The sequence below is a fragment of the Arthrobacter sp. alpha11c genome (assembly GCF_054149985.1).
The window spans coordinates 651,809-673,063 of sequence record NZ_CP196747.1 but is presented as its reverse complement, the minus strand read 5'-3'; the positions used below and the strand labels follow the sequence as shown (position 1 = coordinate 673,063).

Genomic DNA, 21,255 nt, shown 5'->3' with positions numbered 1-21,255 from the left:
CGGACCAGCTAGCCGTGCAGGAAGCCGAGGGTCCGGCGCGCGTCCTCAATGTCCGGGTTGGTCCACCGTAATGAGTGTTCCGCGTTGCTGGAAAGCGATCGCATTTCTGCTTTGTCCACGTAAAGGATTCCCTGCAGGTGGTCCGTTTCGTGTTGCACTATGCGTGCCTGCCACCCTGAGAACCATTCCTCCACAGGGCGGCCCTCTGGCGTGAGGTAGCTCAATTCCACATTGCGGGTTCTCGTGACCACCGCTTGGTAGCCGTTAACAGACAGGCACCCCTCATAGAAGGACGCTGTCTCGTTTCCCAGAGGCCGATATTTCGGGTTGAGGACAGCCATAAACTCCAGCGGCTCCCTGTGCCGGACAGTTGCCGACTCCGGATCCACCTCGTACTTGTCTTCAAGGACTGCCAACTGCAAGGGAATGCCCAACTGCGGAGCCGCCAGTCCAACCCCCGGTGCCGCATGCATGACCTCACGCATCCGCTCGATGAACGCCGCCAATTCAGCGCCATCAAGCTGGCCGTCATATGGCGCGGCCTGTTGCCGGAGGACCGGGTGCCCGGCTTGAACGATCGGCGGAAGTTCCTCTGTTTCAAGTAGCCGCAGGACTGCGTCCCTGATCTGGAGGGGATTAAAGTCAGTAGCCGGGCTGGGCGCCTCGGAGTGAGGTTGCTGCGTCATGACTTGAGCCTAACGCGAAGGCTCCTCTTCGCGCCTGTGTCCTGCGCCCGGGTGCGCCCTTACCAGGCCTCGGTCTCCGCGTTCAGCTAGGCTCGTCGGATGACTGAAAGCAACGCCCTGGACCATGTACTCGGGTTTATCAGGACGGTTGAGTCCGGCGGCGGCGCCGCTGAGATCAGCCCGTACCTGGCCCACGACTTCACACTGACGGAATGGCCGCACGCACTATCCAAGACCGGTTCCACCAGGTCCCTTCAGGAGACTCTCACTGGCGCGGATCACAGTAAGAACATCGTGGCGAACCAGAGCTTTGAGGTGGTCCGGACCACCTGCGAAGGCAACCGGGTAGTCCTGGAGATGAACTGGTCAGCCACGTTGCTCCTGGACCTCCCACACTGGGACGCCGGCGAAACCATACGTGCGCGGAGCACCGCTGTCTTTGAGCTGCGGGACGGTTTGATCATCAGCCAGGACACCTACGACTGCTACTACACACTCCCTGAACAGGCAACGTCCTGAAGGAACGCGCACGAGCTAGCGCATGGTGAAGCGCCGCTCCACCAACGCTGAGACAGCAGGAAACTCCAACGCATAGCTAAAAAACGAGTTCCTGGCCGCCATGATTGCCGGAGGGAGGGGCCTTCCAAGTGCCATGTTCAATCCCGCCTGCAAGGATGCGCGGGCCGCTGCCCGGCGTCGGTCCTTCTCGAACACCTGAAGCTGGCGACCGACAGCCTGTCCCCTGAGGGAGGCATCAATAAGAGGCGCCAGGGCAGCCGCATCAAGCCATCCAAGGTTCATTCCCTGGCCACCAATGGGACTGATCTCGTGGGCGGCATCGCCCAACAACACCGTTCGGCCATGGATCATGCGGCCCGCAAGCCTGGACTGGACATCAAATGCGCTCAACATGGTGTTGCTTTCCGGATCCAGCACGGCGCCGGTCCGGGCTTGGACCATGACAGCGAGGTCAGCCGCCGTCGCCCCATCCGCCGGGGCTCCAAGCCGTACCACCCATCGGCGAACATCCCCAGGCAAGGGGAAAGACTCCACGATCCCCTCGGGTTCCAGATACAGGACCGCGTTGTCTCCGTGGCCTGTCCCATCAAGGAAATCTCCCATCAGATAACTATCCGGATAGCTGCGGGCCGGAAGGTCGGGGAGAAGACGTTGTCGTATCAGCGAGTGGGCTCCGTCAGCTGCCACCAAAAGACGGCTGGTGAAGGTGTGTTCTCCGGAAGGTGAGACCGCCCGGACGCTGACAGTGCCGCCGTCGTCGGCAAAATTGCGCACGTCCGCGCCGCGGATGATCGCCTCAGAGTCCAACGCCAGGATCGCTTGCTCCAGTGCCTGCTCCGTCACTGGTTGCGGGACCGCAAGGATGAAGGGGAACTCCGGGTCCCCTGTAAAGGGCAGCTCGGCGATTTTCTTGCCTTTACTGTACGCAACGCCCTGCGGGATCCGCACACCGGATGCCAACAGCGGCGCGGAAAGACCGGCCCGGCCCAGCTCAAGGAGCGCCGGCGGGTGAATCCCTATTGCCCTTGAACGGTGGCTCCTGGTCGGACGGCGTTCAAGGATTCGGACGTGGTGCCCTTGTTTGAGCAACAAGGCGCCCATGAACAGACCGACCGGGCCGGCACCCACGATGATGACGTCAAGCACGTCCGTCCCTCACGTCCAGGATCCATCGCCGGCATGCTCATGGACGAGCAGGTTGTGCCACGGTCCGTTTCGATCCACCCTCCATCCTTCCGGAGCCGCAGCCTGGAGCTCCCCGGAGGTGAAGCTGCGCTTGATGGAGACCAAACCGTCACCGCAGATGAAAGAGCCGACGCCCAAAGGCCAGAAGCCTGCCGCGAAGAGAAGGTATGCCATGTTGCTCCGCTTGAGGTCATTGTGCAGCGCGAGCCTCCGGCACAGTACTTCTGAGTCGTTCAACACCCCGGCGAGTTGGTCAGCATCGAGGTGGTGGAGGATGTGATTGGAGAGGACGATATCGAACCTCCTGCCCTCCGCGACAAGATCCGCACTGTGCGCCCGCCGGTAGGTGACGCCTTCCACCGCTGGCGCCCGGGTCGCAAAACTATATGCCCGTTCGTCAGGGTCTATGGCAGTTACCTTCAACGCAAATCCATCCTTTGCGGCCCATCTGGCCAGGCTTCGAGCGACGTCCCCACCACCGCACCCGATGTCCAGAACCGACGCCGTGCCGCCGGCTGTAAGAAGTGGACGGAAGCGGTCAAGGTAAGTCCGGTGCCATCCCGAAAGGAGGCGGTTAACCACCGGGAAGCGGGCGTAGCTGCGATCCAGCCGCTGGAGGTCACAATCAGGCCGGTCCATGTCCTCGATGGCGTCCACGTCCCTGTCCTTCAGGGATCCCCACGGGCTCACAGGGCCGGAGAGACCAACGTAAACAGGCCAGTCTCTACCGTAAGGCCAGGACCGAACGCCATGGAGCAGATTCGCTCCTCGCGTTGATTTGCGGGTTGCCCAAGCATGTACTTCAAGACAAACAGCACAGTGGCGCTACTCATGTTGCCGTATTCCCTGAGTGTTTCCCTTGCCGGGACCAGTTGCTCCGTGGTGAGTTCGAGCTTGGATTCGACCTTATCCAGAATGCTGCGCCCACCGGGATGAATGGCCCAGTGCGTTATATCGCGATAGGGGAGTTCTGCCAGTTGCGGCTCTTTGGCGAGCAACGGCTCCAACGCCCCCGTGATGTGCTCCTCGATGATGTGGGGCACGTAGGAACCCAAGACCATTTCAAAACCCTCGTCGCCAATATTCCAGGCCATCGCCTCTTCACCAACGGGGGTGAGGACCGTTTCGAAGTGGTCCAGCCTGATCACCGGTTCGGGTCCTTGGGGTTGCTTGGACGTCACGATGGCCGCGGCCGCACCGTCGCCGAAGATGGCCGAGCCCATGATCGTGTCAGGGTCGTTGGAGGTGCGCACGTGCAGCGAACAAAGCTCCACACAGATGACCAAAACGACGGCGGCTGGATCCGCCAGGCAGAACTGCTTGGCTGCCTTCAAGGCCGGAAAAGCGGCGTAGCAGCCCATGAAACCGAGGTGGTAGCGCTGCACGGCGGGGTTCAGTCCCAGCGCCCGGACGACCTTGTAATCGGGGCCAGGATTGAAGAATCCCGTGCAGGACACAGTGATGACATGGGTAATGTCATCGAGGTCGATGTCCGGCACGCGTGCTACTGCAGCCTTGCCGGACTCGATAAAGAGTTTGGTGGCCTCCGTGGCAAAAATCTCGTTCCGGACCTTGGTGCTGGGGCTAAGCACGTGATTGGTCGAAGGGTCAAAGAATCGCGGATTTTCCGGATGCGCGTCGAGGCTCAACTCTTCCACCGCCGTATAGCGGGTATCTATTGCAGCTGAGTCGAAGCAAGTGGAGACCAGTCGCGATCCGAGCCGCGTCAGGCCTGGTTGGGCTGCGAAGACGTCGCGTGCCTGCGACTGCACGAGGATGGTTGGCGGAACTGCGGTTTCAAGGGACCTCATGTATACCGGCATGCTTCATTCTTAGCGAGTCGGCGGCTGATGACAATGGTTGGAACGGCTCGGCCTTCGCGTCCTCCCCAAGGCCTGCAGAACGTGCGGTTAGTGTGGACAGTGACCGTTGCCGCATTCGTGACGACGAACGAGAATTTTACGTACTGGCCTCACGTTGGTCAGTCCTGGCCAGGCGGCGCCGACGGGGGACTGTTGGGCAGCACCGACCAACAGATGCCGACCAACAGGTGGTGGCCTGTAGATGCCGCCTAACAGATGGAGAGATCATGAGCATTGCCACGAGCCCCGACACGCAGTCTTCTGCGTCGCACGTAGCAGACACCCACGACCTCATACGGGTGCAGGGTGCGCGCGAGAACAACCTCAAAGACATCAGCATCGAGATCCCCAAACGTCGCCTCACGGTGTTCACGGGTGTCTCCGGCTCGGGCAAGAGCTCGTTGGTCTTTAGCACCATCGCGGCGGAGTCCCAGCGAATGATCAATGAGACGTACAGCGCTTTTGTTCAGGGCTTCATGCCTTCATTGTCGCGGCCGGACGTGGACATGCTGGAAGGCCTGACAACGGCCATCATCGTGGACCAGGAGAGGATGGGCTCAAATCCGCGCTCAACCGTGGGTACCGCTACAGATGCCAATGCCATGCTCCGTATTCTCTTCAGCCGGCTCGGGCAGCCCCACATCGGATCGCCGAACGCGTACTCGTTCAACGTGCCTACCGTAAAGGCCAGCGGGGCCATCACGGTGGATCGCGGCGAGGGCAAAACCAAAACGGAGAAGGCCAGCTTCAATCGCCTGGGCGGCATGTGCTCACGATGCGAGGGAATGGGCTCAGTCAACGATTTCGATCTCACCGCGCTGTACGACGCCAGCAAGTCCTTGAACGAGGGCGCGCTCAGCATTCCCGGGTACACGATGGATGGCTGGTATGGCCGGATCTTCAGCGGGTCAGGCTTCTTCAACATGGACAAGCCAATTGCCAAGTTCACGAAGAAGGAGCTCCACGACCTCCTGTACCGGGAACCGACCAAAATCAAGGTCGAAGGCATCAACCTCACCTATGAAGGCGTCATACCAAAAATCCAGAAATCGATGCTCTCCAAGGACGTTGACGCACTTCAACCACACATCCGGGCCTTCGTGGAGCGGGCCATCACCTTTACCACCTGTCCAGAGTGTGAGGGCACCAGGTTGAGCCCGGAGGCACGTTCTTCCAAGATCAGAGGGAAGAGCATTGCGGATGTGTGCACGATGCAGATCAGTGACCTTGCTCTATGGATCCGGGAAATCGATGAGCCCTCAGTGGCTCCGCTTCTCAAGGGACTGCAGCACCTCTTGGACTCCTTCGCCGAGATAGGTCTCGGATACCTGTCGCTGGATCGGCCTGCCGGTACCTTGTCCGGGGGAGAGGCGCAGCGAACCAAGATGATCCGGCATCTGGGCTCATCCCTGACTGACGTCACTTACGTCTTCGACGAGCCAACTATCGGCCTGCACCCGCATGACATCGAGCGTATGAACCAGTTGCTGCTGCAGTTGCGGGACAAAGGCAACACGGTGCTGGTGGTCGAGCACAAGCCTGAAACGATTGCGATCGCTGACCACGTGGTGGATCTCGGACCTGGCGCGGGCACAGGCGGCGGCACGGTCTGCTTCGAAGGCGATCTGGACGGGCTGCGGGGGAGTGACACCATCACTGGGCGCCACCTCGACGACCGCGCATCCATAAAAGAGCGGGTACGGACAGCTTCCGGCACTCTTGAGGTCCGTGGAGCTTCCACCAACAATCTTCAAAACGTGGACGTTGATATTCCTCTGGGCGTGCTGTGTGTGCTCACAGGCGTGGCCGGATCGGGCAAGAGCTCGCTGATTCACGGGTCGGTGGCCAAACGCGACGGCGTCCTGGTGATCGACCAAGGTGCCATCAGGGGTTCCCGCCGAAGCAATCCTGCAACTTACACTGGGCTCCTTGAGCCCATACGCAAGGCATTCGCCAAGGCCAACAATGTGAAACCGGCACTCTTCAGCTCCAACTCCGAGGGCGCGTGCCCCACCTGCAATGGCGCGGGCGTCATTTACACGGATCTGGGCGTCATGGCGACGGTGGAATCAACGTGTGAGGAATGCGAAGGAAAGCGCTTCCTGGCGTCGGTATTGGAGTACAAGCTTGGCGGGCGCAATATTGCAGAAGTGCTTGCAATGTCTGTCAACGAGGCTGAGACCTTCTTCAGCGAAGGGGAAGCCCGCACACCGGCCGCCCACAAGATCCTGGACCGCCTGGCCGACGTCGGACTCGGTTACTTGACGCTGGGACAGCCGCTCACAACACTGTCCGGCGGGGAACGCCAGCGGCTCAAGCTTGCCACGCAAATGTCGGAGAAGGGCGACATCTACATCCTGGACGAGCCGACCACAGGCCTCCATCTCGCCGACGTCCAGAACCTGCTCGGCATGCTGGATCGTTTGGTCGAGTCAGGCAAGTCAGTCATCGTGATCGAGCATCACCAAGCGGTCATGGCACATGCCGACTGGATTATCGACCTCGGACCTGGCGCCGGACACGACGGCGGCAAGATCGTTTACTCTGGCACGCCAGCTGACCTTGTGGCCGACCGCTCGACGCTGACCGGCAAGCATTTGGCGGTTTACGTCGGCGCCTGATACTTGGCTGGCCTGAAAAAATGCCAATACGACTTGCTTCAGAGTGGCCGACCCTAACTTCCTGCTATAAATTCCCTCTAACTCCTTGACTATTTCCCGTGATATGGCACACACTTACTCAGGACTTTGGACTATTTACAGACCATTAAGAAATCTTGAGAACCGGGGGAAGCATGTCCACATTTTCGTCAGGGCTGGTCAAGGATGACAACACCCACAGCAAGGAAACCCACAGAAAACCCTATCTCCGCGTTGCAACCACGACTGCGATAGTGGCGACCCTCATGTCGGCCACGTCGTGCGCCACACCTCCTGCCACCAACACTGGGCCAGCGGCCGAATGCCGCCAACTTGACGCCCAACTGGCATGGCCGGGGGAGGTCCGGGAACAATTGCAAAAGACCATTGACGCCCACAGCAGCTGCACAGGAACAGCCCACGGAGACAAAGCTCCGGTGGCAATTTTTGACTGGGACAACACTGTAGTGAAGAACGACATCGGCTACGGCACGAACTTTTGGATGCTGCGGCATGACAAAGTCCTGCAACCGGCGAATAAGGACTGGAAGAGCACAAACCGCTACCTTACGGATGCGGCAGCGACGGCGCTGTCAACGGCATGCGGCACAGACACACCCGCTGGCCAGCCCCTCAAAACCAGCAGCAACATGGACTGCGCTGATGAAATCCTCGCCATCCTCGAGGACAAGACCCGTTCGGGCGAGCCAGCTTTTGAGGGCTTCAATGCCCGGCACCTCGTCGGCGCCTACGCCTGGGGTACGGCCCTGTCTGCCGGATATACCGAGGAGCAGCTCGGCCAGTTCGCACTCGCGATGAAGCAGGAGAACCTCTCCGCAGCACAAGGCAGCATGCAGACTGTTGGAAGCCAGCACGTGGACGGTTACATCCGGATCTACCCACAGATGAAGGACCTCATCGGCGTCCTTCAGGCACACGGCATCGAAACATGGGTGGTTTCCGCGTCGCCAGAGCCGGTGGTCAAGGCGTGGGCCGGCGACGTCGGCATCGACGCCGGGCACGTCGTGGGAGTCCGCAGCGTCTATGAGGATGGCATCCAAACCGCCCATCTGAAAGGCTGCGGCGGAATACCCGACGGCGAAGATTCCGTCATGACCTACATCGAAGGAAAACGCTGCTGGGCCAATCAGGTGATCTTCGGCGTCGAGGGTCCTTCAGCCTTTGAGCAACTGCCTGCCGAACGCCGCCAGATCCTGGCCGCCGGCGACTCCGGCACAGACGTAACCTTCGTTGGCGACGCCACCGAAGCCAGGCTGGTGGTGAACCGGAACAACGCCGAAATTATGTGCCGAGCCTACGACAACGAGGACGGCAAGTGGCTGATCACCCCAATGTTCATCGACCCCAAACCACAGCGTAACGAGCCGTATCCATGCACCACCAAGGCGTACACCAACCCGGACAGCAGCAAGGGGCCAGTGGTGCGCGAGCACGGCAGCGTTATTCCGGACCAGGTGGATCGCGTCCATTGAGGGGACTTCCTGGTAGCCGCTTCTGTCGCGAAATGTCTTACTTCAGGCTTCCCATGGTCACGCCGGAGCGCCAATAGCGTTGCATGGCAATCATGAGGACGATCATGGGAATCGTGGAGACGAGGGATCCTGTGATCACCAGACCGGTCAGGTCATACTGACTGTCAGTTCCGCGCTCGAGCCATGAATAGAGTCCGAGCATGACAGGCCATTTGTCTGCGCCCTTGAGGAAGACCAGAGGCCACATGAAAGTGTTCCAGGAAGCCACAAAGTGAAGGAGAAATATTGTTGCACCCGCAGTTGTCATGAGCCTGAGACCGAGGGAGAAGAAGATCCTGTATTCACCGGCGCCGTCGATCCTTGCTGCCTCCATGAGCTCACTGGGGACGGCTCCTTCGGCGTATACCTTCGCCAAGTAGACGGAAAACGAGCCAAACATACCGGGCAGGATCATGGCCCAGATCGTGTCGTAGATACCCATCTGCGTGAAGAGCACAAAGGAGGGGACGATCATGAGGGTTCCAGGAATGAGGAACGAAGCGATAATGAGGCCCATGGTGAACCCTCGCCCTAGATAGTGGTACTTGGCGATGGCATAGCCTGCGGCCAAGGCAACCAGCGTTAACCCGACCGAGCCCAGCGTCGCGTAGACCACGGTGTTCCAAAGCCACTGGGCAAAGATTCCGTCCTGATAGGTGAAAAGGTCTGACAGGTTGTCCAGGAGGCTGAATTCACCAAACCACAAGCCATTGGTTGTATACAGCTGTTCTTTCGACTTCGTTGACGCCACGATGAGCCACCACAGTGGACCTGCGGAGTAGACGGCCAGGAAAGCCAGGATTCCCAGCATGACCCAGCGGGAAACTCCCACAGCCTCGTTCGCGGATCGCTGTACATTTGGATTTCGCCTTCTCTTACTGGGCAAACGAGCAGGGGTGGGGGCGTCTACTGCTTCATGGACTGTCCGGCTCACCTCGGGCTGCAATGATGCCTGGGTCATGACTCGATCCTGTTCGTAAAGCGGTAAATGATGGTCGATACGATGCCCACCACGACTCCGAGAACGATTGAGAGTGCCGTGGCGTAGTTGATGTTTCCCACTTGGAAAGCCTGGTTGTAGATCATCATGGCGGGCGTGAAGTCCTTGGTTATGGTCTCCGGAGTCACGGCTCGGAAAAGCAGCGGCTCGTTGAAAATCTGGAGGGTTCCGATAATTGCCAGCAGGCTCGTCAGAACGAGGGAGCCGCGCAGGAACGGCACCTTGATGTCCTTCGCGATTCGCAGTTCCCCCGCCCCGTCGATGCGGGCGGCTTCGAAAATTTCATGGGGGATCGACTGAAGGGAGCCGTACATGATGAGCATGTTGAACCCGATTCCGCCCCAGATTGCCAGGTTCCCAATTGAGGACCATATGGTGTTGCCGGCGAAGAAATTTACCTGTAACCCGAACACCTGGAGGAAATCACTCAGTGGTCCAACAACTGGGCTGTAGAGAAAAATCCAGACCATGGTGGCCACCAACCCTGGGACCATGTAAGGAAGGAGCAGCACGATCCTGAACCGCGCCGCGACCCGCCGCCGAACGCCGTCGAGCACCAAGGCCATGGCGAGGCTGACCAACTGGCCAAGCGGAACGACGATGATGGCGTAAATGAACACGCGAAACATTCCAGCCCAGAAGGACGTGTCCGCGAGGGCTTCGGCAAAGTTGTCAAAGCCAACAAAGGTTGACGTTGCCTTGCCGAAGCCGAGCCCGGACGTCTTGGTCGCAAAAACGCTTTCCTTGAGTGCCATCGCGACAGGAATGAGGGTAAACAAGGCAAACCCGAGAAGGAAAGGCAGGCTAAGGGACGCACCTTTCAGGTCCTGCTTTACGCGCCACCCGGATTGTGCCCGAAGGACTGTCCCCGCGCCACCGCTGCTGCTTCTCTTTCGCCTGGTGCTTCCACGAGGGAACCGGCGACGCTTGGTAGCTGCCTGCATAGTTGCTGTCATGAAGTCCTCCTGCTCTCATCGCACCCAGCCGTTAGCTGCCGGTGCTGAATGAGATGCCCTTCTTTTCCAGGTCCGATGTCACGAAGTTCTGGACATTCTTCAATGCTTCGCTCAACTTGATCTGGCCGGCGACGGCCTTGCCCCATTGATCTTGCAATTCGGGGAACCACGCGTCGTAGTTCGGTCCCAGCTCGAATTTGCCTACCGTAGCCTTCTGGGCCTCCACCATGACTTCTGCAGCTTTGGTGTCGTCGACGAAGAAGCCCTTAGGGATGACATCCTTGACGTAAGGGGACGGGTCATTCAGGGAGGAAGGCAAGCCTACGGAACCAGTCTTGGGGTTCTTACCCGCTTGGATGCCTTCTGGCGTTGCCAGCCAGTCAGCATACTTGACCACAGCTTCGGGGGAGTCGCAGCCAACGGGGACAAAGCTTGGAGTTGAACGGCCTGGAGTAGCCTTCTTGTCGGAACTGAACTGCGGGATCTCCACTGCCTCCCAGTGGCCTGAGGTGACGGGAAAGTTCGTTTTGTAGCCGGTGAGCGACCACCATTGGGTGGTTGTGGAAGCCATCTTTCCTGAGTCGAAGTACGAGTACAGGGCGGGCCTATCCTTATAGGTCTGGTTTGAGACGAAGTCATTGTCGATAAGTTGCTGGATGATGTCGGCCGCCGCAATCGTGGCCTTGTCGGTAAAGTTCACCTTCCATTTGTCGCCGTCTATCGCGAACCACTCCGCGCCGCCTTGCTGGGCAAGGTTCATCAGGGTGCTGGGGTCTTCTCCGGCGAGGTTGGTGACGTCTACGCCGTTGGCTTTGAAAATTTTGCCGGCGTCTACGAATTCCTGCCATGTGGTAGGTATCTTCACTCCGTATTTGTCGTACGTGTCCTTGTTGACGATCATGAACTGCCCATCAGATCCGGAGGGAAGACCGTAGTAGCGGTCATTCACTTTTGCCGCGGCCTTTGCACCGTCGTTGTAGGTGTCCTCCGTAGGAGTGACTGCGTCAGTGATGTCCTGGGCCCAGCCGTTGACCACCATGGTGGTCAACGGCGCGAAGCCCTGGACCAGGCATGGAACATCGCTCTTGGCTTCCATTGCGTTCCGGAAATTTGTTTGGGTAGCGGTGTTGGAAGCCTGGAGAACGTAGTTGACCTTGACATCGCTCTGTGCGGCGTTGAACGCGTCCGCTATCTGCTTACCTGTTTCGGCATTCCAGCCCCACACGTCAATCGTGACGGGGCCCGAGTGGGCCGCTGGGGCTGCTGGTGAGGCAGAGCCGCCGCCGCATGCCGAAAGTAGAGCGGCCGAGGTTAGGACGGCAGCACTCAAGGTGACCCTCCTGCGGTGTGTGAACTTCACAAGTCTCTCCTTTGAGGTGGTACGAAACGTGGGGAAGGGCCGCGCTCCCCACGCGCTGAGGCTGGGCTGAACGAGGCAGGAAATCGTTATCCCAAGCATGAGTGATGAAGACCACAATGTCAACGCGTTAGCGCTAACAACCCGGTGAGGGTGCGCTGTGGCCCATCCCAGAAGGACCGAATGTCGGGGGAGTAGCCGACTCTTTCGGCCACGACGATTACTGGTGGAAGTTTGGCCAGCGAACTTACCTGGCACCACCAGAACGGCCCCTACGGATGGAGTTCCATCCGTGGGGGCCGTTAGCCGCTGACCGACTTCGAGCGGCAGCTATCTTTTCCGTGTATCAGACTGATGTGATCTACTACGGCAGCGATCTCGCCTGCTACTTCCAGAGCGAGTTATTCAACGTTCCTGACCGAAAGTCTCCCAGCCACCACGTCGATTTCTGGTCTGAACTGGCGGAAGGCCAGTGGATTTAGGGGTCACTACCTAAGACTCTTCGACCGACGTAAAGCCATTGGCAGGGAGTGCGCCTGCAGGTCGAGCATGTCGAATGTGCCTACCAGCGCGGAACATCAAGCGGTTGGCCGTTGATGCTGATATCAGAGCTCCGGATGGAGATTCCTGCTTCTTCGGACCACAGCATGAACTCAATCAGCCAAAGCGCCGCAGCGTGATCGTTGGCAGCTTTCCGTAGGCCGTCCGGCCGCGAAGAACCATTCATGCCCCAGCGGTGGAACTGCACGTAATGATGCGGCCCGACCTGGCTATCGACGTCGAACGTCAAAGAAGAAACTGAACCGTCTCTAACGTGGGGAAATCCCCTTCTGCTCCCACGCTTTGACTGGCAGCAGGACGTGTTGATGTGGGACGAGTAGCCCTACGGCTAGATTTATGGCGTGAGTTCCCTTGTTGAAGAAGCCATAGAGGTTCTCTATGCCGCGAAGATTCCGTTAGCTCCGGGCTTATCGCCTTGGCAAATCGAAGACGTTGAAGAGCAGTTTTCGTTCGAGTTCAGTCCTGATCATGCGCAATTTCTGGGTCTCGCGATGCCTATTGGCCCTAGCTGGATTGATTGGCTGGGCGATCCCAAGGGGATTCAGAAGAGGCTCGACTGGCCGCGCGATGGCGTGTTGTTTGATGTTAGGGAGAATGTTTTCTGGCCCGAGGAATGGGGCGAGCGGCCCACTGAAGTTGAGGAAGCCCTCCTAGCAGCACGTGAGCGCTTGCGCACCGTGCCTACCCTCATCCCGATCTATTCGCACCGTTTTATGCCGGCAGCTCCTGCCCCTGCGGGCAGCCCGGTTTTTTCCGTGCATCAAACTGATGTGATCTACTACGGCAGCGATCTCGTCTCCTACTTCCAAAGCGAGTTCTTCAACATTCCTGACCGAAAATCACCCAGCCATCGCGTCGATTTCTGGTCTGAGCTGGCGGAAGGCCAGTGGATTTAGGGGCACTGCCTACGAATCTTCGACCGACATAGGGCGATTGGCAGGGAGGGCGCGTGAAGCGGTCGAGCAAGTCGAAAGCGCCTACCAGCGCGGAACACCAACGGGTTGATCGTTGATACTGACATCCGAGCATCGGACGGAGATTCCGGCTTCTTCTGACCACAGCATGAAATCAATCAGCCAAAGTGCCGCAGCCTGATCGTAGTCAGCTTCGACCTGGGTGACCTCGGCATACGACCAAGGCCCTGGGATATTGCTGCTGAAACGGCATTCAACGACGTCACTGCAGGTCACGAGATAGTCTTCGGTCACGCCCTTGTCGAGGACGCGGATCCGGAGCTCGCTGCGTTGAGTGATGGGATCAAGTCCGAAGTGGGTAAGGCTGCCACCCCACAATTGATTCATTGCCGCGATGGTTTGGGGGCTTCCTTGTTGAGGGCTATCTTCGGTGTTCATTGTTCTGCTGACGTGCCTTTCTGACTCTGGGCCCTGGCTACTGACTCGATGTATTGGGCGTAGTTGGCCGAGGAATCGATGGCGTGGCGTTCGATGGTGATTGGAGAGTATCCGAGGGCTTCCGCAATGATGGCCACAGGCGCGACTTTGGTGAGTTCGTGGAGCGTGCCAAGTCTGGCCGCCCGGCTGCTGAAGGCCGAGCTGAGCCGTTCGGTGAGGGTAGAAGCCCGCAGATGTCTTCCGGGAGCGCCGCCGCGGAACACCCAGTTGCTGTTGGGGTGCGCGGCCGTCTGATCATGCGTCGGGGCGGCAGCCAACTGGCGCCAAGGCTCATCGAGCGGGTGCGTGAGGGCAATCAGGACGGTCCCGAGGGTGATGGTGACGTCCTCATCGGTGACCTGGACGTGGTCCCAAGTGAGTTTGACGACGTCGGAGACCTGCTGGCCAAAGACCAAGATGAGGATCGCGGCCGCACGGTCTCGTGGGCTCATCTCGGTCGCGCGGGTGAGGCTTTGGACGATTTCTTGTTGCTTGGCTGCGTCGAGTCGGGGGCTGGTGCCGCGGCGGTGGGGTTGCAGCTTCAAGGAGGGGCCGATGAGGTTGGTTTTGCTTGCCCAGTCGAGGAAGCGTGATGCGATGCCTCTCGTCGTGGGGCCTTCTGCCTGCCAGCGGTCCAGATGCGCCTGCGTGATGGCTGTGAGTTCGGCGCCGTGCTCAGTGAGCCAGTTGAGCAGTTCGATGGCGACGGTGACCGATTGTTTGGCCCTCAGGAAGGTGCCTTGGGTGACTTCGTCCATTTGGTTCATGCGGCGTTGGTGGTGCCAGCGGATGTAGCGGCGGATGATGTCGCGATGGTTCTGGGTGGTGATCCGGTCGATCGCTTGCCCGGCCCAGCTGCTGAATCGTGTGTTGAGCTCGTCGCGGCGCGGCAGGACCTGGTGTTCCACGAGCAGACCGCGGACGTATTCACGGGTTGCCGAGGCGGCCAGCTGGTCGAGGCCGGCGTGCGTGATGTCGGGCGATGCTGCCAGCTCCCGGAGGAAGTCGGTGACATGGGGCTGCTGGATCCACGTGAGCCCACTGTTGGCTCGTTTCATGGATTTCAGTGCTGTTGCGATGGCCTGAAGTTCGGGGGAGCGGGTCTGCTCTTCCGGGGTGAGGAGCCGGTCGACTGTTGCTGCGAGGACGCATGCCCAGCAGCGGTTTCCTGAGTGGATTTCGTCTTCGTTGCCGCAGCCGATGCAGTCGATGTTGAGTTTGACGCCGGAGCATCTGCGGCAGGCCGGGAGCGCGTTTACCCGGCCGGGCAGGATACCTTCGTGGCCGCAGGCGCAGGTGCCACGGGTTCGTTTGGCTTGCTGGTAGCAGTAGCCGCAGATTCCGTTGTCGGGCCAGCGAACGACGATCTGGTGGTGTTCTGAGCAGCGTCCGCAGGGTTCGGGCCACTTCGTGGGGTCGCTGGGTTTCCGGGGTCTAGGCATCTTCGTCCGGTGGCAGGACCCTGATCCGCCGTGCGACCGGGGAACCGGGCTGGATTCCCAGGTCCTCTGGCCGCTTGGGGGCGTTGGCGGTCTTGGCCGCCCTCATCTGGACGAAGGGTTCAAACAGGTCATTGGGTGTGCATTCGAGGATGTCGCAGAGCGCCGCGAACGTCTGGGCGGGAATGCGTTCCGGTGTTCCCGTGACAAGCCGGTGAACCTGGGCGTTGGAGAGGTTGATGCCGCGGGCTTTGAGGAGGGGGAGAAGTTCGGTGGTTTTCCAGAGGTTCCGTTGGGCCATCATCTGCCGAAGGTTCCATCGGTAGCCGATCCGTCGCTGTTCAGCCATGGGCCGTTCCCTTCGTCAGTACCGCCGCCGCGTAGCCGCTGAGCGATCATCTTCTGGACAGTCTTCTGTTTGAAGTCCGCCGACACGGAAGTATAGAGGGCTGTGGTCGATGAGTAGCTGTGGCCGACCTGCTGCTGGATAAACAATGGATCGTAGCCGGCCTCGATCAGGTGAGTGACATAGGAATGCCGCAAGGTGTGCAGGGACAATTCCTCCGGCAAACCCGCGGTTTTCCTGATGCGCTGGAACGCCCGGTCGAAGTTGCGGTAAACGGTGGAACCGGAGCGCTCGGAGGGCCACATACTCGCTGAACGGTCCGCGGTGGCGAAGCGTTTGCGGCCATCAGGGGAGAGCCAGTACTCCAACTGACCGACGACCCAATCGAACTCCGGGACGGTCAGCACGGTCCGACGCCGAGGACCTGAGCCCTTGGTTCCTTTAGCCCACCGCACCTGCAGTGCGCCGAACCGGCCGAACTGTTCAACGTGGGGATTGGGGCCGAAATCGACGTACTCGAGCATCGTCAGTTCCCGGCGGCGCAGCCCGTAAGCGTAGGCAACCTTGAACGCCGTCGAATCCCTCAACGCCGGCAACCAACGCTTGGAGCGCTTGGAGAACTCCGTATCCACCACATCATCAGCGACATCGAAGAACGTTTGAAGCTCCGCCCTGGTGAACGCGCGGCGGCGCGGCGGCACGGCATCGTCAGTGGCGTGCCGCGGTGAGTTCCACTCGAACACGACCTGCACCGGGATATCGGCGAACACCCGTTCGCAAAGGGCCGCCCACCCATAACGCCCATCGGTCAGGTAAGCACAAAACGCCTTGATCGCTCCAGCGTTGGACCGGAGCGTGGACAACGCCAAGCCAGGGTCTGAACTGCGCCGGTCCGCGAAGAACTCGTCCACGTGGTGCGCCGACCACGTCCACGGATACTCGTTTGCGTGCCCCTGGAACCGCTCAACGACACTGCAGGAACTCTTGATATACGCGGTCGAGAGCCCGCGTGCCAGCATCTGCGCGCGCCAACCATCAAGCATCGCCTCGAAAACCCGGTCCTCGGCCCGCAGCAGCCCAATGTTCTCAGTGTTCAGAAAGGCAGGAATCCGCCCAGGTTCGATAGTCACGAGCAGAACTCTACGCAAGAATCTCTCATTTAATGAGAGATTACGCCGTTACGACGGGCCATGACGCGGCCGAGCCGTCGGCCGTTACTCGACGTCGCCTTCAGCACAACCGAAGCTGACGTGGGAAAACGCTGCATGACAGGTTTGGACGAGTTATCTCATCTACTTCTACTCGTCCCACTCTAACGCCGATAATCTACATTATGTAAAGTAACGAGGAAGAGGCCACCCCCACTGCGGCCTATCCAGTGCGGGACCCTGCCTGTTTCATCCCTGCCTGAACTCCCACCAACTCAGCCAACACCCCCGTGCACCGGAGGCAATCGTCCAAGTGCAAGCGAACTTTCTCCTGGGCGGCCTGGCGCATGGCATTTCGGACGTATTTACCTAAGTAGCGCGAAAAATCCGTGCAGGGGTCCGTAGCTGATTCCTGCACGTGTTTCTGCAGGTACGCATGGCGGAGACCCTCACGCGCCCGGATGAGCAATGACGACACAGCGTTTGGAGTCAGTTCCATGGCCCGTGCCGCTGCAGCCGGCTTCATGCCCTCAACGTCCACCTGCCAAAGTACGGTCTGCCAGCGGGATGGCAAGGACCGGAAAGCCAGCATCAGGATCGTGTTCTCGAAATCTTTGAGAACAGGATCATCAGTGCCAAGCATCACTTCACTCACAGCGCCGTTCACCGTCGCCGCTGCCCGTCTGCTTTGCAGATTGCGGCGGTGCGACATTCGCCGAACGGTGGTCAACAAATAAGCCCTGAATGAGTCCACCGGTCCCCTGCCGTCCAGCAGGGATTTCAGGATCGATGCAAACGCCTCGGAGACCACATCGTCAGCGTCCGTTGGATTATCTGATTCAGTCCGGGCGACATAGGTGGCAATGCCGTGGTGCCGGCGAAAAAGTTCCTCGTAGGATCCAGAGTCACCCCCGCGCACGGAAGCAAGCAGAAAGGGCTCACTCTCGCCCGCCGGGTGTGTGCCCGCTCCCCTCCCCTGCTGACTTTGTGCAGGTTTCAGAAGCACTTGTACTTGCTGAGCCGTCATGGAAGATTGGACGCGGCCGAACGGCAGGACGGGAGCAAGCATGGCTGCCTTCCGAAGTGTTTGAGTGGTGACGCCTAGAATCTAGGCAGCAAGTGATTGGTCACACTCAAAACGCAGGCAATTTGTTGGAAGCAGACGTTCCATGCAGGATTTCGACTTTGATGAACGGGACCTCAAACTCCTGCATGCCCTTCAGATCCGCCCCCGGGCACCATGGACGGTCTTGGCACCTGGTGTGGGTGCCGATGCAGTAACCTTGGCGCGACGCTGGAATTTTCTGTCCGGTGAAGGGCTGGCATGGGTAGCGACCTACCGTGGGCTCGGTTCCAAAGTCGCCTTTGCCCTGGTGGAAATTGAATGCTCGCCTGCCAGCATGGCAAGCGTGACCGAAGAGCTTGCGGCCGATCCGGATGTGCTCTCCATGGATCACACCGCAGGTGGCAGGGACATGGTCATCACGGTCATGAGCCGCGATGACGCCTCCCTCGGACGTTTCGTTTTGGACCGCTTGCCAGCCGTCAAAGGAATCCGCAGTACAAGAACCCATCCGGGCATCAATCTGCTGGCGGACGCCCGCAGCTGGCGGTTGCGCTCTTTGCAGGAGCACGAGGTAAGACTCATAGAGCGTGAAGCACCCCAACCAAGTCCGGCCGCGAAGGGTGCATCGGCAGATCTGGAAGAGCAACTTTTTGGGATCCTGCGCGCTGATGGTCGAGCCTCGATAACTGAAATATCCCAAAAGTTGGGAATCAGCCCCCCGCGCGCGAAGAGCGCTCTAGGCGCAGCCCTGGCTCAGGATCGGATCGTTGTCCGGCTGGAATTGGCCCGCACGTTATCGCCTTGGCCCGTAAACGTTTGGTACTTCCTCCGTGTGCCAGCCACGCAGGCGGAGGCAGTTGCGGGCCGGTTGGTCGGTCTCGGAGAAGTGCGTCTGGTCGTCACCACAGGTGGGCTGTATTCGATTGTGATGTCGGTCTGGCTTCGCCGTCTCGATGACATGACCATTCTCGAACGGCAACTGGGTGAAAGGTTGCCCATGGTGGAGATTATGGACCGTTCAGTCGTCTTGCGGACACCTAAGCATGTTGGCGTCAGGCTGGATCCTTCGGGCCGCCGCATCATGTAAAGGCCGGAATGGGAATGCCCCGTCCAACGCGAGTCGGACGAGGCATTCGTTTACTCAGTGTTCCGCGCGTCTGCTACTGCTCCTGTTGTTGCGCTCCTGCAATATTGACCAACCAAGCAATCCCGAACTTGTCCACACACATCCCGAAGGTGTCACCCCACGGTGCGCTTTCAAGTGGCATGGTGACGGTACCGCCGTCGGCGAGTTTGTCCCAGTAACCACGAAGTTCGGCTTCATCCTCGGACTGGCCGCTTAGTGACACCGAGATGTTGTTGCCCGGGTTGTAGTCCATGCCGTTCGGCGTGTCGGCAGCCATCAGCGTCAGACCGTTGGGTGTTACCAGCATTGCGTGCATGACCTTCTCCGCTTCGGCGGGGTCTTCGCTTGCCTGATATTCGCCGAAAGTGCTGAGCGTCAGTTCGCCACCGAAGACGGACTCGTAGAAGTTAATTGCGTCCCTGGCATTATCGCGGAACGAGATATATGGGTTGAGGCGGGTTGTCATTAGTCAGTTCTCCTCATGGTTGTGATAGGTGCGCACGTCACCGTGCGGTAATGCTAGCAGCGCCCAAGGCGCCTGTCCCCCGAACTTCAGTCGCCGTCGTACGCCTTTTGCAGAACGTTGATATCAAGCTTCCGCATCTTCAACATGGCTTCCATTGCCCGCTGGGAACCTGCTGGATCCGGACCATTCAACAGGCTCGGCATCCCAGCAGGGACGATCTGCCATGACAAGCCAAACTTGTCCTTCAGCCATCCGCACTGGCTTTCTTCTCCCCCTCCTTCCAAGAGCGCATTCCAGTAACGGTCCACCTCGTCCTGCGAATCGCAGTTGACCACGAGGGAAACTGCTTCGTTGAAGGTGAAAGCGGGTCCCCCGTTCAAGGCCATGAACTGCCGTCCTTCAATCTCGAAGTCCACGGTAAGAACCTGTCCGTCTGGACCCGGCATCGATGTCAGGATGGACGAATCATCAAATGTCGATGTGTAGAACTCCGCCGCTTCTGCCGCCCGGCCGTCAAACCACAAACAGGTGGAAATCTTCTGCATTCTGCAAGTCCTCCAGGATCGTGAGGAACCACTTGTCCCCCGACTGAGGCTAGTCCTGTGGGTTCCACCACACAACGGCGCCCGACGGCGGCTGTCACCTGACGCGTTATGCGCACCGGCGCGGGGCCTGCTGATCAAGCAAGAGTTAGTCGCCTGCCGTCCTGATCCGGCTGACCAGGCCTACGGTATTGGCCTCGCTGTCCTGGATGAAGGCCATCCATTCCTCTGAGTCTGCCGGTCCGAGGAGGTCATCCTCATGGGTGAAAATTATGTGCGGCTCCGAAATGATCTTGACGCCTTTGCTCCTCAACGCCGCCACCGTGCCGTGAAGGTCTCCAACCTCGAAATAGAGCAAGGATGACGGCGCTCCTTTCTCCAGCAGAAGCCGCACGCCACCAACGTCAAAGAAGAGGAGCCCGGGAGGGTCGTACAAGGCCTTGGGCTCGGCGCCCAGCAGTGCAGCGTAGAAGGCCGCCGCCCGCTTCAGGTCTTCGGCATGCTGGGCCACTTGAACGAATCGCATGATCTCCTCCATTAATTGGGGTGCGTCGTTGGTTCCTGCCTGTCATCGTGGCCGCAGCAGAAACCAAGCGCAAGAGAGAGCCTGCGGGACGTCAACTTCGCGCCAGCACTTCCGCCCCGATAATGTCAGAACATGCCATCACCGCTTAGATCCTGGATTCCTGCTGCCGCCGCCGACCTCTTGTTGATTCTTGTCTTCGCCGCGATCGGCCGCGACGCCCATGCCCGGGGAGACATCATCACAGGCGCCTTTGTCACGGCCTGGCCCTTCCTCGCTGGTGCCGGCGTTGCCTGGCTGGTCGCGAGGGTTTGGCGTGCGCCCTATGCCCTCTGGCCTTCGGGCATTTTCGTCTGGATGGGTGCCGTAGTGATCGGCATGGTGCTCAGGGCGGTAACTGGCCAGACGGTGGTGTTGCCCTTTGTCATCGTGGCACTTATCAGTCTGGGTGTTTTCCTGCTCGGCTTCCGCGCCATCCTCGCGTTAATTCGGCGCACGTCACGCAAGCGCCAGTCCAAGGTCTGAAAGGCCCCTGCATCTCCTATGTACTAGGCTGAAGTGCGTCCGCAATGAAGCTTTTCCGGAAAGGCCCCACGTGATCACTGCTTTCGTCCTGATCAAGACCGATGCTTCGCGCATTCCGGAAACCGCCGAGCAGATTTCGGCCATCCAGGGCATCAGTGAAGTCTATTCCGTCACTGGAGAATGGGACCTGATCGCTGTAGCCAGGGTGTCCAAGCATGAAGACCTCGCGGACGTCATCGCTGACCGCCTGTCGAAAGTGGATTCAGTAGTCCACACCACTACTCACATAGCGTTCCGTGCCTATTCCCAGCACGATCTCGACGCCGCCTTTGCGTTGGGATTCGAATAGGGTCAGGGACCCCTGAAGATCACGATTCGAAGCGGCA

At 59.4% G+C, this 21,255-nt stretch carries 25 protein-coding genes; 9 read left to right on the top strand and 16 right to left on the bottom strand.

What is annotated here, in order from left to right:
• Nucleotides 1-8 precede the first annotated feature (8 nt).
• Complete coding sequence (locus ACTAQJ_RS03135) at nucleotides 9-686, bottom strand: peptide deformylase (RefSeq protein WP_431115302.1); 678 nt, start codon at nucleotides 684-686, stop codon at nucleotides 9-11.
• Nucleotides 687-785: 99 nt separating this feature from the next.
• Between ACTAQJ_RS03135 and ACTAQJ_RS03130 the strand changes: the two genes are divergently transcribed.
• Complete coding sequence (locus ACTAQJ_RS03130) at nucleotides 786-1,205, top strand: nuclear transport factor 2 family protein (RefSeq protein WP_498700622.1); 420 nt, start codon at nucleotides 786-788, stop codon at nucleotides 1,203-1,205.
• A gap of 15 nt (nucleotides 1,206-1,220) precedes the next feature.
• Here ACTAQJ_RS03130 and ACTAQJ_RS03125 read toward each other — a convergent pair whose 3' ends face one another.
• The 3 genes from ACTAQJ_RS03125 to ACTAQJ_RS03115 are packed head-to-tail and all read right to left on the bottom strand — an operon-like array spanning nucleotide 1,221 to nucleotide 4,213.
• Nucleotides 1,221-2,351, bottom strand: a complete 1,131-nt coding sequence (locus ACTAQJ_RS03125) for an FAD-dependent oxidoreductase (RefSeq protein ID WP_498700620.1) — start codon at nucleotides 2,349-2,351, stop codon at nucleotides 1,221-1,223.
• A gap of 9 nt (nucleotides 2,352-2,360) precedes the next feature.
• The gene (locus tag ACTAQJ_RS03120; protein ID WP_431115305.1) at nucleotides 2,361-3,080 is read right to left on the bottom strand and encodes a class I SAM-dependent methyltransferase; all 720 of its coding nucleotides are present in this window, start codon (nucleotides 3,078-3,080) and stop codon (nucleotides 2,361-2,363) included.
• On the bottom strand, nucleotides 3,077-4,213 hold the full coding sequence (locus ACTAQJ_RS03115; RefSeq protein WP_498700617.1) for a type III polyketide synthase: 1,137 nt from the start codon (nucleotides 4,211-4,213) through the stop codon (nucleotides 3,077-3,079). Before ACTAQJ_RS03115 ends, ACTAQJ_RS03120 begins: the two co-directional genes overlap by 4 nt.
• A gap of 266 nt (nucleotides 4,214-4,479) precedes the next feature.
• Here ACTAQJ_RS03115 and ACTAQJ_RS03110 point away from each other — a divergent pair, with 266 nt between their 5' ends.
• Both ACTAQJ_RS03110 and ACTAQJ_RS03105 read left to right on the top strand, forming a co-directional pair.
• Nucleotides 4,480-6,873, top strand: coding sequence for an ATP-binding cassette domain-containing protein (locus ACTAQJ_RS03110; protein ID WP_431115308.1), 2,394 nt, complete (start codon nucleotides 4,480-4,482; stop codon nucleotides 6,871-6,873).
• A gap of 173 nt (nucleotides 6,874-7,046) precedes the next feature.
• On the top strand, nucleotides 7,047-8,384 hold the full coding sequence (locus ACTAQJ_RS03105; RefSeq protein ID WP_498700613.1) for an HAD family hydrolase: 1,338 nt from the start codon (nucleotides 7,047-7,049) through the stop codon (nucleotides 8,382-8,384).
• A 37-nt stretch (nucleotides 8,385-8,421) separates the two neighbouring features.
• On the opposite strand, the gene ACTAQJ_RS03100 is transcribed toward ACTAQJ_RS03105, so the two are convergent.
• The 3 genes from ACTAQJ_RS03100 to ACTAQJ_RS03090 are packed head-to-tail and all read right to left on the bottom strand — an operon-like array spanning nucleotide 8,422 to nucleotide 11,739.
• On the bottom strand, nucleotides 8,422-9,384 hold the full coding sequence (locus tag ACTAQJ_RS03100; protein WP_498700612.1) for a carbohydrate ABC transporter permease: 963 nt from the start codon (nucleotides 9,382-9,384) through the stop codon (nucleotides 8,422-8,424).
• Nucleotides 9,381-10,379 (bottom strand): carbohydrate ABC transporter permease, encoded by a 999-nt coding sequence (locus tag ACTAQJ_RS03095; RefSeq protein ID WP_498700610.1) that lies wholly within the window; start codon nucleotides 10,377-10,379, stop codon nucleotides 9,381-9,383. Before ACTAQJ_RS03095 ends, ACTAQJ_RS03100 begins: the two co-directional genes overlap by 4 nt.
• A 31-nt stretch (nucleotides 10,380-10,410) precedes the next feature.
• Nucleotides 10,411-11,739: an ABC transporter substrate-binding protein gene (locus tag ACTAQJ_RS03090; RefSeq protein WP_498700609.1), complete on the bottom strand. Its 1,329-nt coding sequence runs from the start codon at nucleotides 11,737-11,739 to the stop codon at nucleotides 10,411-10,413.
• A gap of 338 nt (nucleotides 11,740-12,077) precedes the next feature.
• Here ACTAQJ_RS03090 and ACTAQJ_RS03085 point away from each other — a divergent pair, with 338 nt between their 5' ends.
• A complete protein-coding gene (locus tag ACTAQJ_RS03085) occupies nucleotides 12,078-12,218 on the top strand; it encodes a hypothetical protein (RefSeq protein ID WP_498700606.1) in 141 nt (46 codons plus the stop codon).
• A gap of 80 nt (nucleotides 12,219-12,298) precedes the next feature.
• On the opposite strand, the gene ACTAQJ_RS03080 is transcribed toward ACTAQJ_RS03085, so the two are convergent.
• On the bottom strand, nucleotides 12,299-12,484 hold the full coding sequence (locus tag ACTAQJ_RS03080) for a hypothetical protein (protein ID WP_431115314.1): 186 nt from the start codon (nucleotides 12,482-12,484) through the stop codon (nucleotides 12,299-12,301).
• Nucleotides 12,485-12,638: 154 nt separating this feature from the next.
• Between ACTAQJ_RS03080 and ACTAQJ_RS03075 the strand changes: the two genes are divergently transcribed.
• Nucleotides 12,639-13,193, top strand: a complete 555-nt coding sequence (locus ACTAQJ_RS03075) for a hypothetical protein (protein WP_498700604.1) — start codon at nucleotides 12,639-12,641, stop codon at nucleotides 13,191-13,193.
• Between the two features lie 81 nt (nucleotides 13,194-13,274).
• Here ACTAQJ_RS03075 and ACTAQJ_RS03070 read toward each other — a convergent pair whose 3' ends face one another.
• Together ACTAQJ_RS03070 and ACTAQJ_RS03065 are read right to left on the bottom strand one after the other, a co-directional pair.
• The gene (locus ACTAQJ_RS03070) at nucleotides 13,275-13,649 is read right to left on the bottom strand and encodes a hypothetical protein (RefSeq protein WP_498700603.1); all 375 of its coding nucleotides are present in this window, start codon (nucleotides 13,647-13,649) and stop codon (nucleotides 13,275-13,277) included.
• Nucleotides 13,646-14,746 (bottom strand): site-specific integrase, encoded by a 1,101-nt coding sequence (locus tag ACTAQJ_RS03065; protein WP_498700599.1) that lies wholly within the window; start codon nucleotides 14,744-14,746, stop codon nucleotides 13,646-13,648. The genes ACTAQJ_RS03070 and ACTAQJ_RS03065 overlap by 4 nt, the downstream gene beginning before the upstream one ends.
• A 114-nt stretch (nucleotides 14,747-14,860) precedes the next feature.
• Here ACTAQJ_RS03065 and ACTAQJ_RS03060 point away from each other — a divergent pair, with 114 nt between their 5' ends.
• Nucleotides 14,861-15,070, top strand: a complete 210-nt coding sequence (locus ACTAQJ_RS03060; protein ID WP_498700596.1) for a hypothetical protein — start codon at nucleotides 14,861-14,863, stop codon at nucleotides 15,068-15,070.
• A gap of 52 nt (nucleotides 15,071-15,122) precedes the next feature.
• Here ACTAQJ_RS03060 and ACTAQJ_RS03055 read toward each other — a convergent pair whose 3' ends face one another.
• The 3 genes from ACTAQJ_RS03055 to ACTAQJ_RS03045 form a co-directional block, all read right to left on the bottom strand.
• Nucleotides 15,123-15,476 carry a helix-turn-helix domain-containing protein gene (locus ACTAQJ_RS03055; protein ID WP_454812795.1) on the bottom strand — a complete coding sequence of 118 codons (354 nt, stop codon included), beginning with the start codon at nucleotides 15,474-15,476 and terminating at the stop codon, nucleotides 15,123-15,125.
• The gene (locus ACTAQJ_RS03050) at nucleotides 15,428-16,603 is read right to left on the bottom strand and encodes a tyrosine-type recombinase/integrase (protein ID WP_498700594.1); all 1,176 of its coding nucleotides are present in this window, start codon (nucleotides 16,601-16,603) and stop codon (nucleotides 15,428-15,430) included. The genes ACTAQJ_RS03055 and ACTAQJ_RS03050 overlap by 49 nt, the downstream gene beginning before the upstream one ends.
• 241 nt (nucleotides 16,604-16,844) lie before the next feature.
• The gene (locus ACTAQJ_RS03045; protein WP_498700592.1) at nucleotides 16,845-17,540 is read right to left on the bottom strand and encodes a sigma-70 family RNA polymerase sigma factor; all 696 of its coding nucleotides are present in this window, start codon (nucleotides 17,538-17,540) and stop codon (nucleotides 16,845-16,847) included.
• A 250-nt stretch (nucleotides 17,541-17,790) separates the two neighbouring features.
• Between ACTAQJ_RS03045 and ACTAQJ_RS03040 the strand changes: the two genes are divergently transcribed.
• Nucleotides 17,791-18,774: an Lrp/AsnC family transcriptional regulator gene (locus ACTAQJ_RS03040; RefSeq protein ID WP_498700590.1), complete on the top strand. Its 984-nt coding sequence runs from the start codon at nucleotides 17,791-17,793 to the stop codon at nucleotides 18,772-18,774.
• Between the two features lie 73 nt (nucleotides 18,775-18,847).
• Here the strand turns inward: ACTAQJ_RS03040 and ACTAQJ_RS03035 are convergent, their stop codons facing one another.
• The 3 genes from ACTAQJ_RS03035 to ACTAQJ_RS03025 all read right to left on the bottom strand — a co-directional run bounded on the left by ACTAQJ_RS03035 (nucleotide 18,848) and on the right by ACTAQJ_RS03025 (nucleotide 20,347).
• Nucleotides 18,848-19,279 carry a VOC family protein gene (locus ACTAQJ_RS03035; protein WP_431115320.1) on the bottom strand — a complete coding sequence of 144 codons (432 nt, stop codon included), beginning with the start codon at nucleotides 19,277-19,279 and terminating at the stop codon, nucleotides 18,848-18,850.
• Between the two features lie 86 nt (nucleotides 19,280-19,365).
• Entirely contained in the window at nucleotides 19,366-19,824 is a 459-nt protein-coding gene (locus tag ACTAQJ_RS03030) for a VOC family protein (protein WP_498700588.1), read from the bottom strand.
• Nucleotides 19,825-19,969: 145 nt separating this feature from the next.
• A complete protein-coding gene (locus tag ACTAQJ_RS03025; RefSeq protein WP_431115322.1) occupies nucleotides 19,970-20,347 on the bottom strand; it encodes a VOC family protein in 378 nt (125 codons plus the stop codon).
• A 132-nt stretch (nucleotides 20,348-20,479) separates the two neighbouring features.
• Here ACTAQJ_RS03025 and ACTAQJ_RS03020 point away from each other — a divergent pair, with 132 nt between their 5' ends.
• Entirely contained in the window at nucleotides 20,480-20,869 is a 390-nt protein-coding gene (locus ACTAQJ_RS03020) for a DUF3054 domain-containing protein (RefSeq protein ID WP_431115323.1), read from the top strand.
• Between the two features lie 70 nt (nucleotides 20,870-20,939).
• On the top strand, nucleotides 20,940-21,218 hold the full coding sequence (locus ACTAQJ_RS03015; protein ID WP_223932953.1) for an Lrp/AsnC family transcriptional regulator: 279 nt from the start codon (nucleotides 20,940-20,942) through the stop codon (nucleotides 21,216-21,218).
• Nucleotides 21,219-21,255 lie beyond the last annotated feature (37 nt).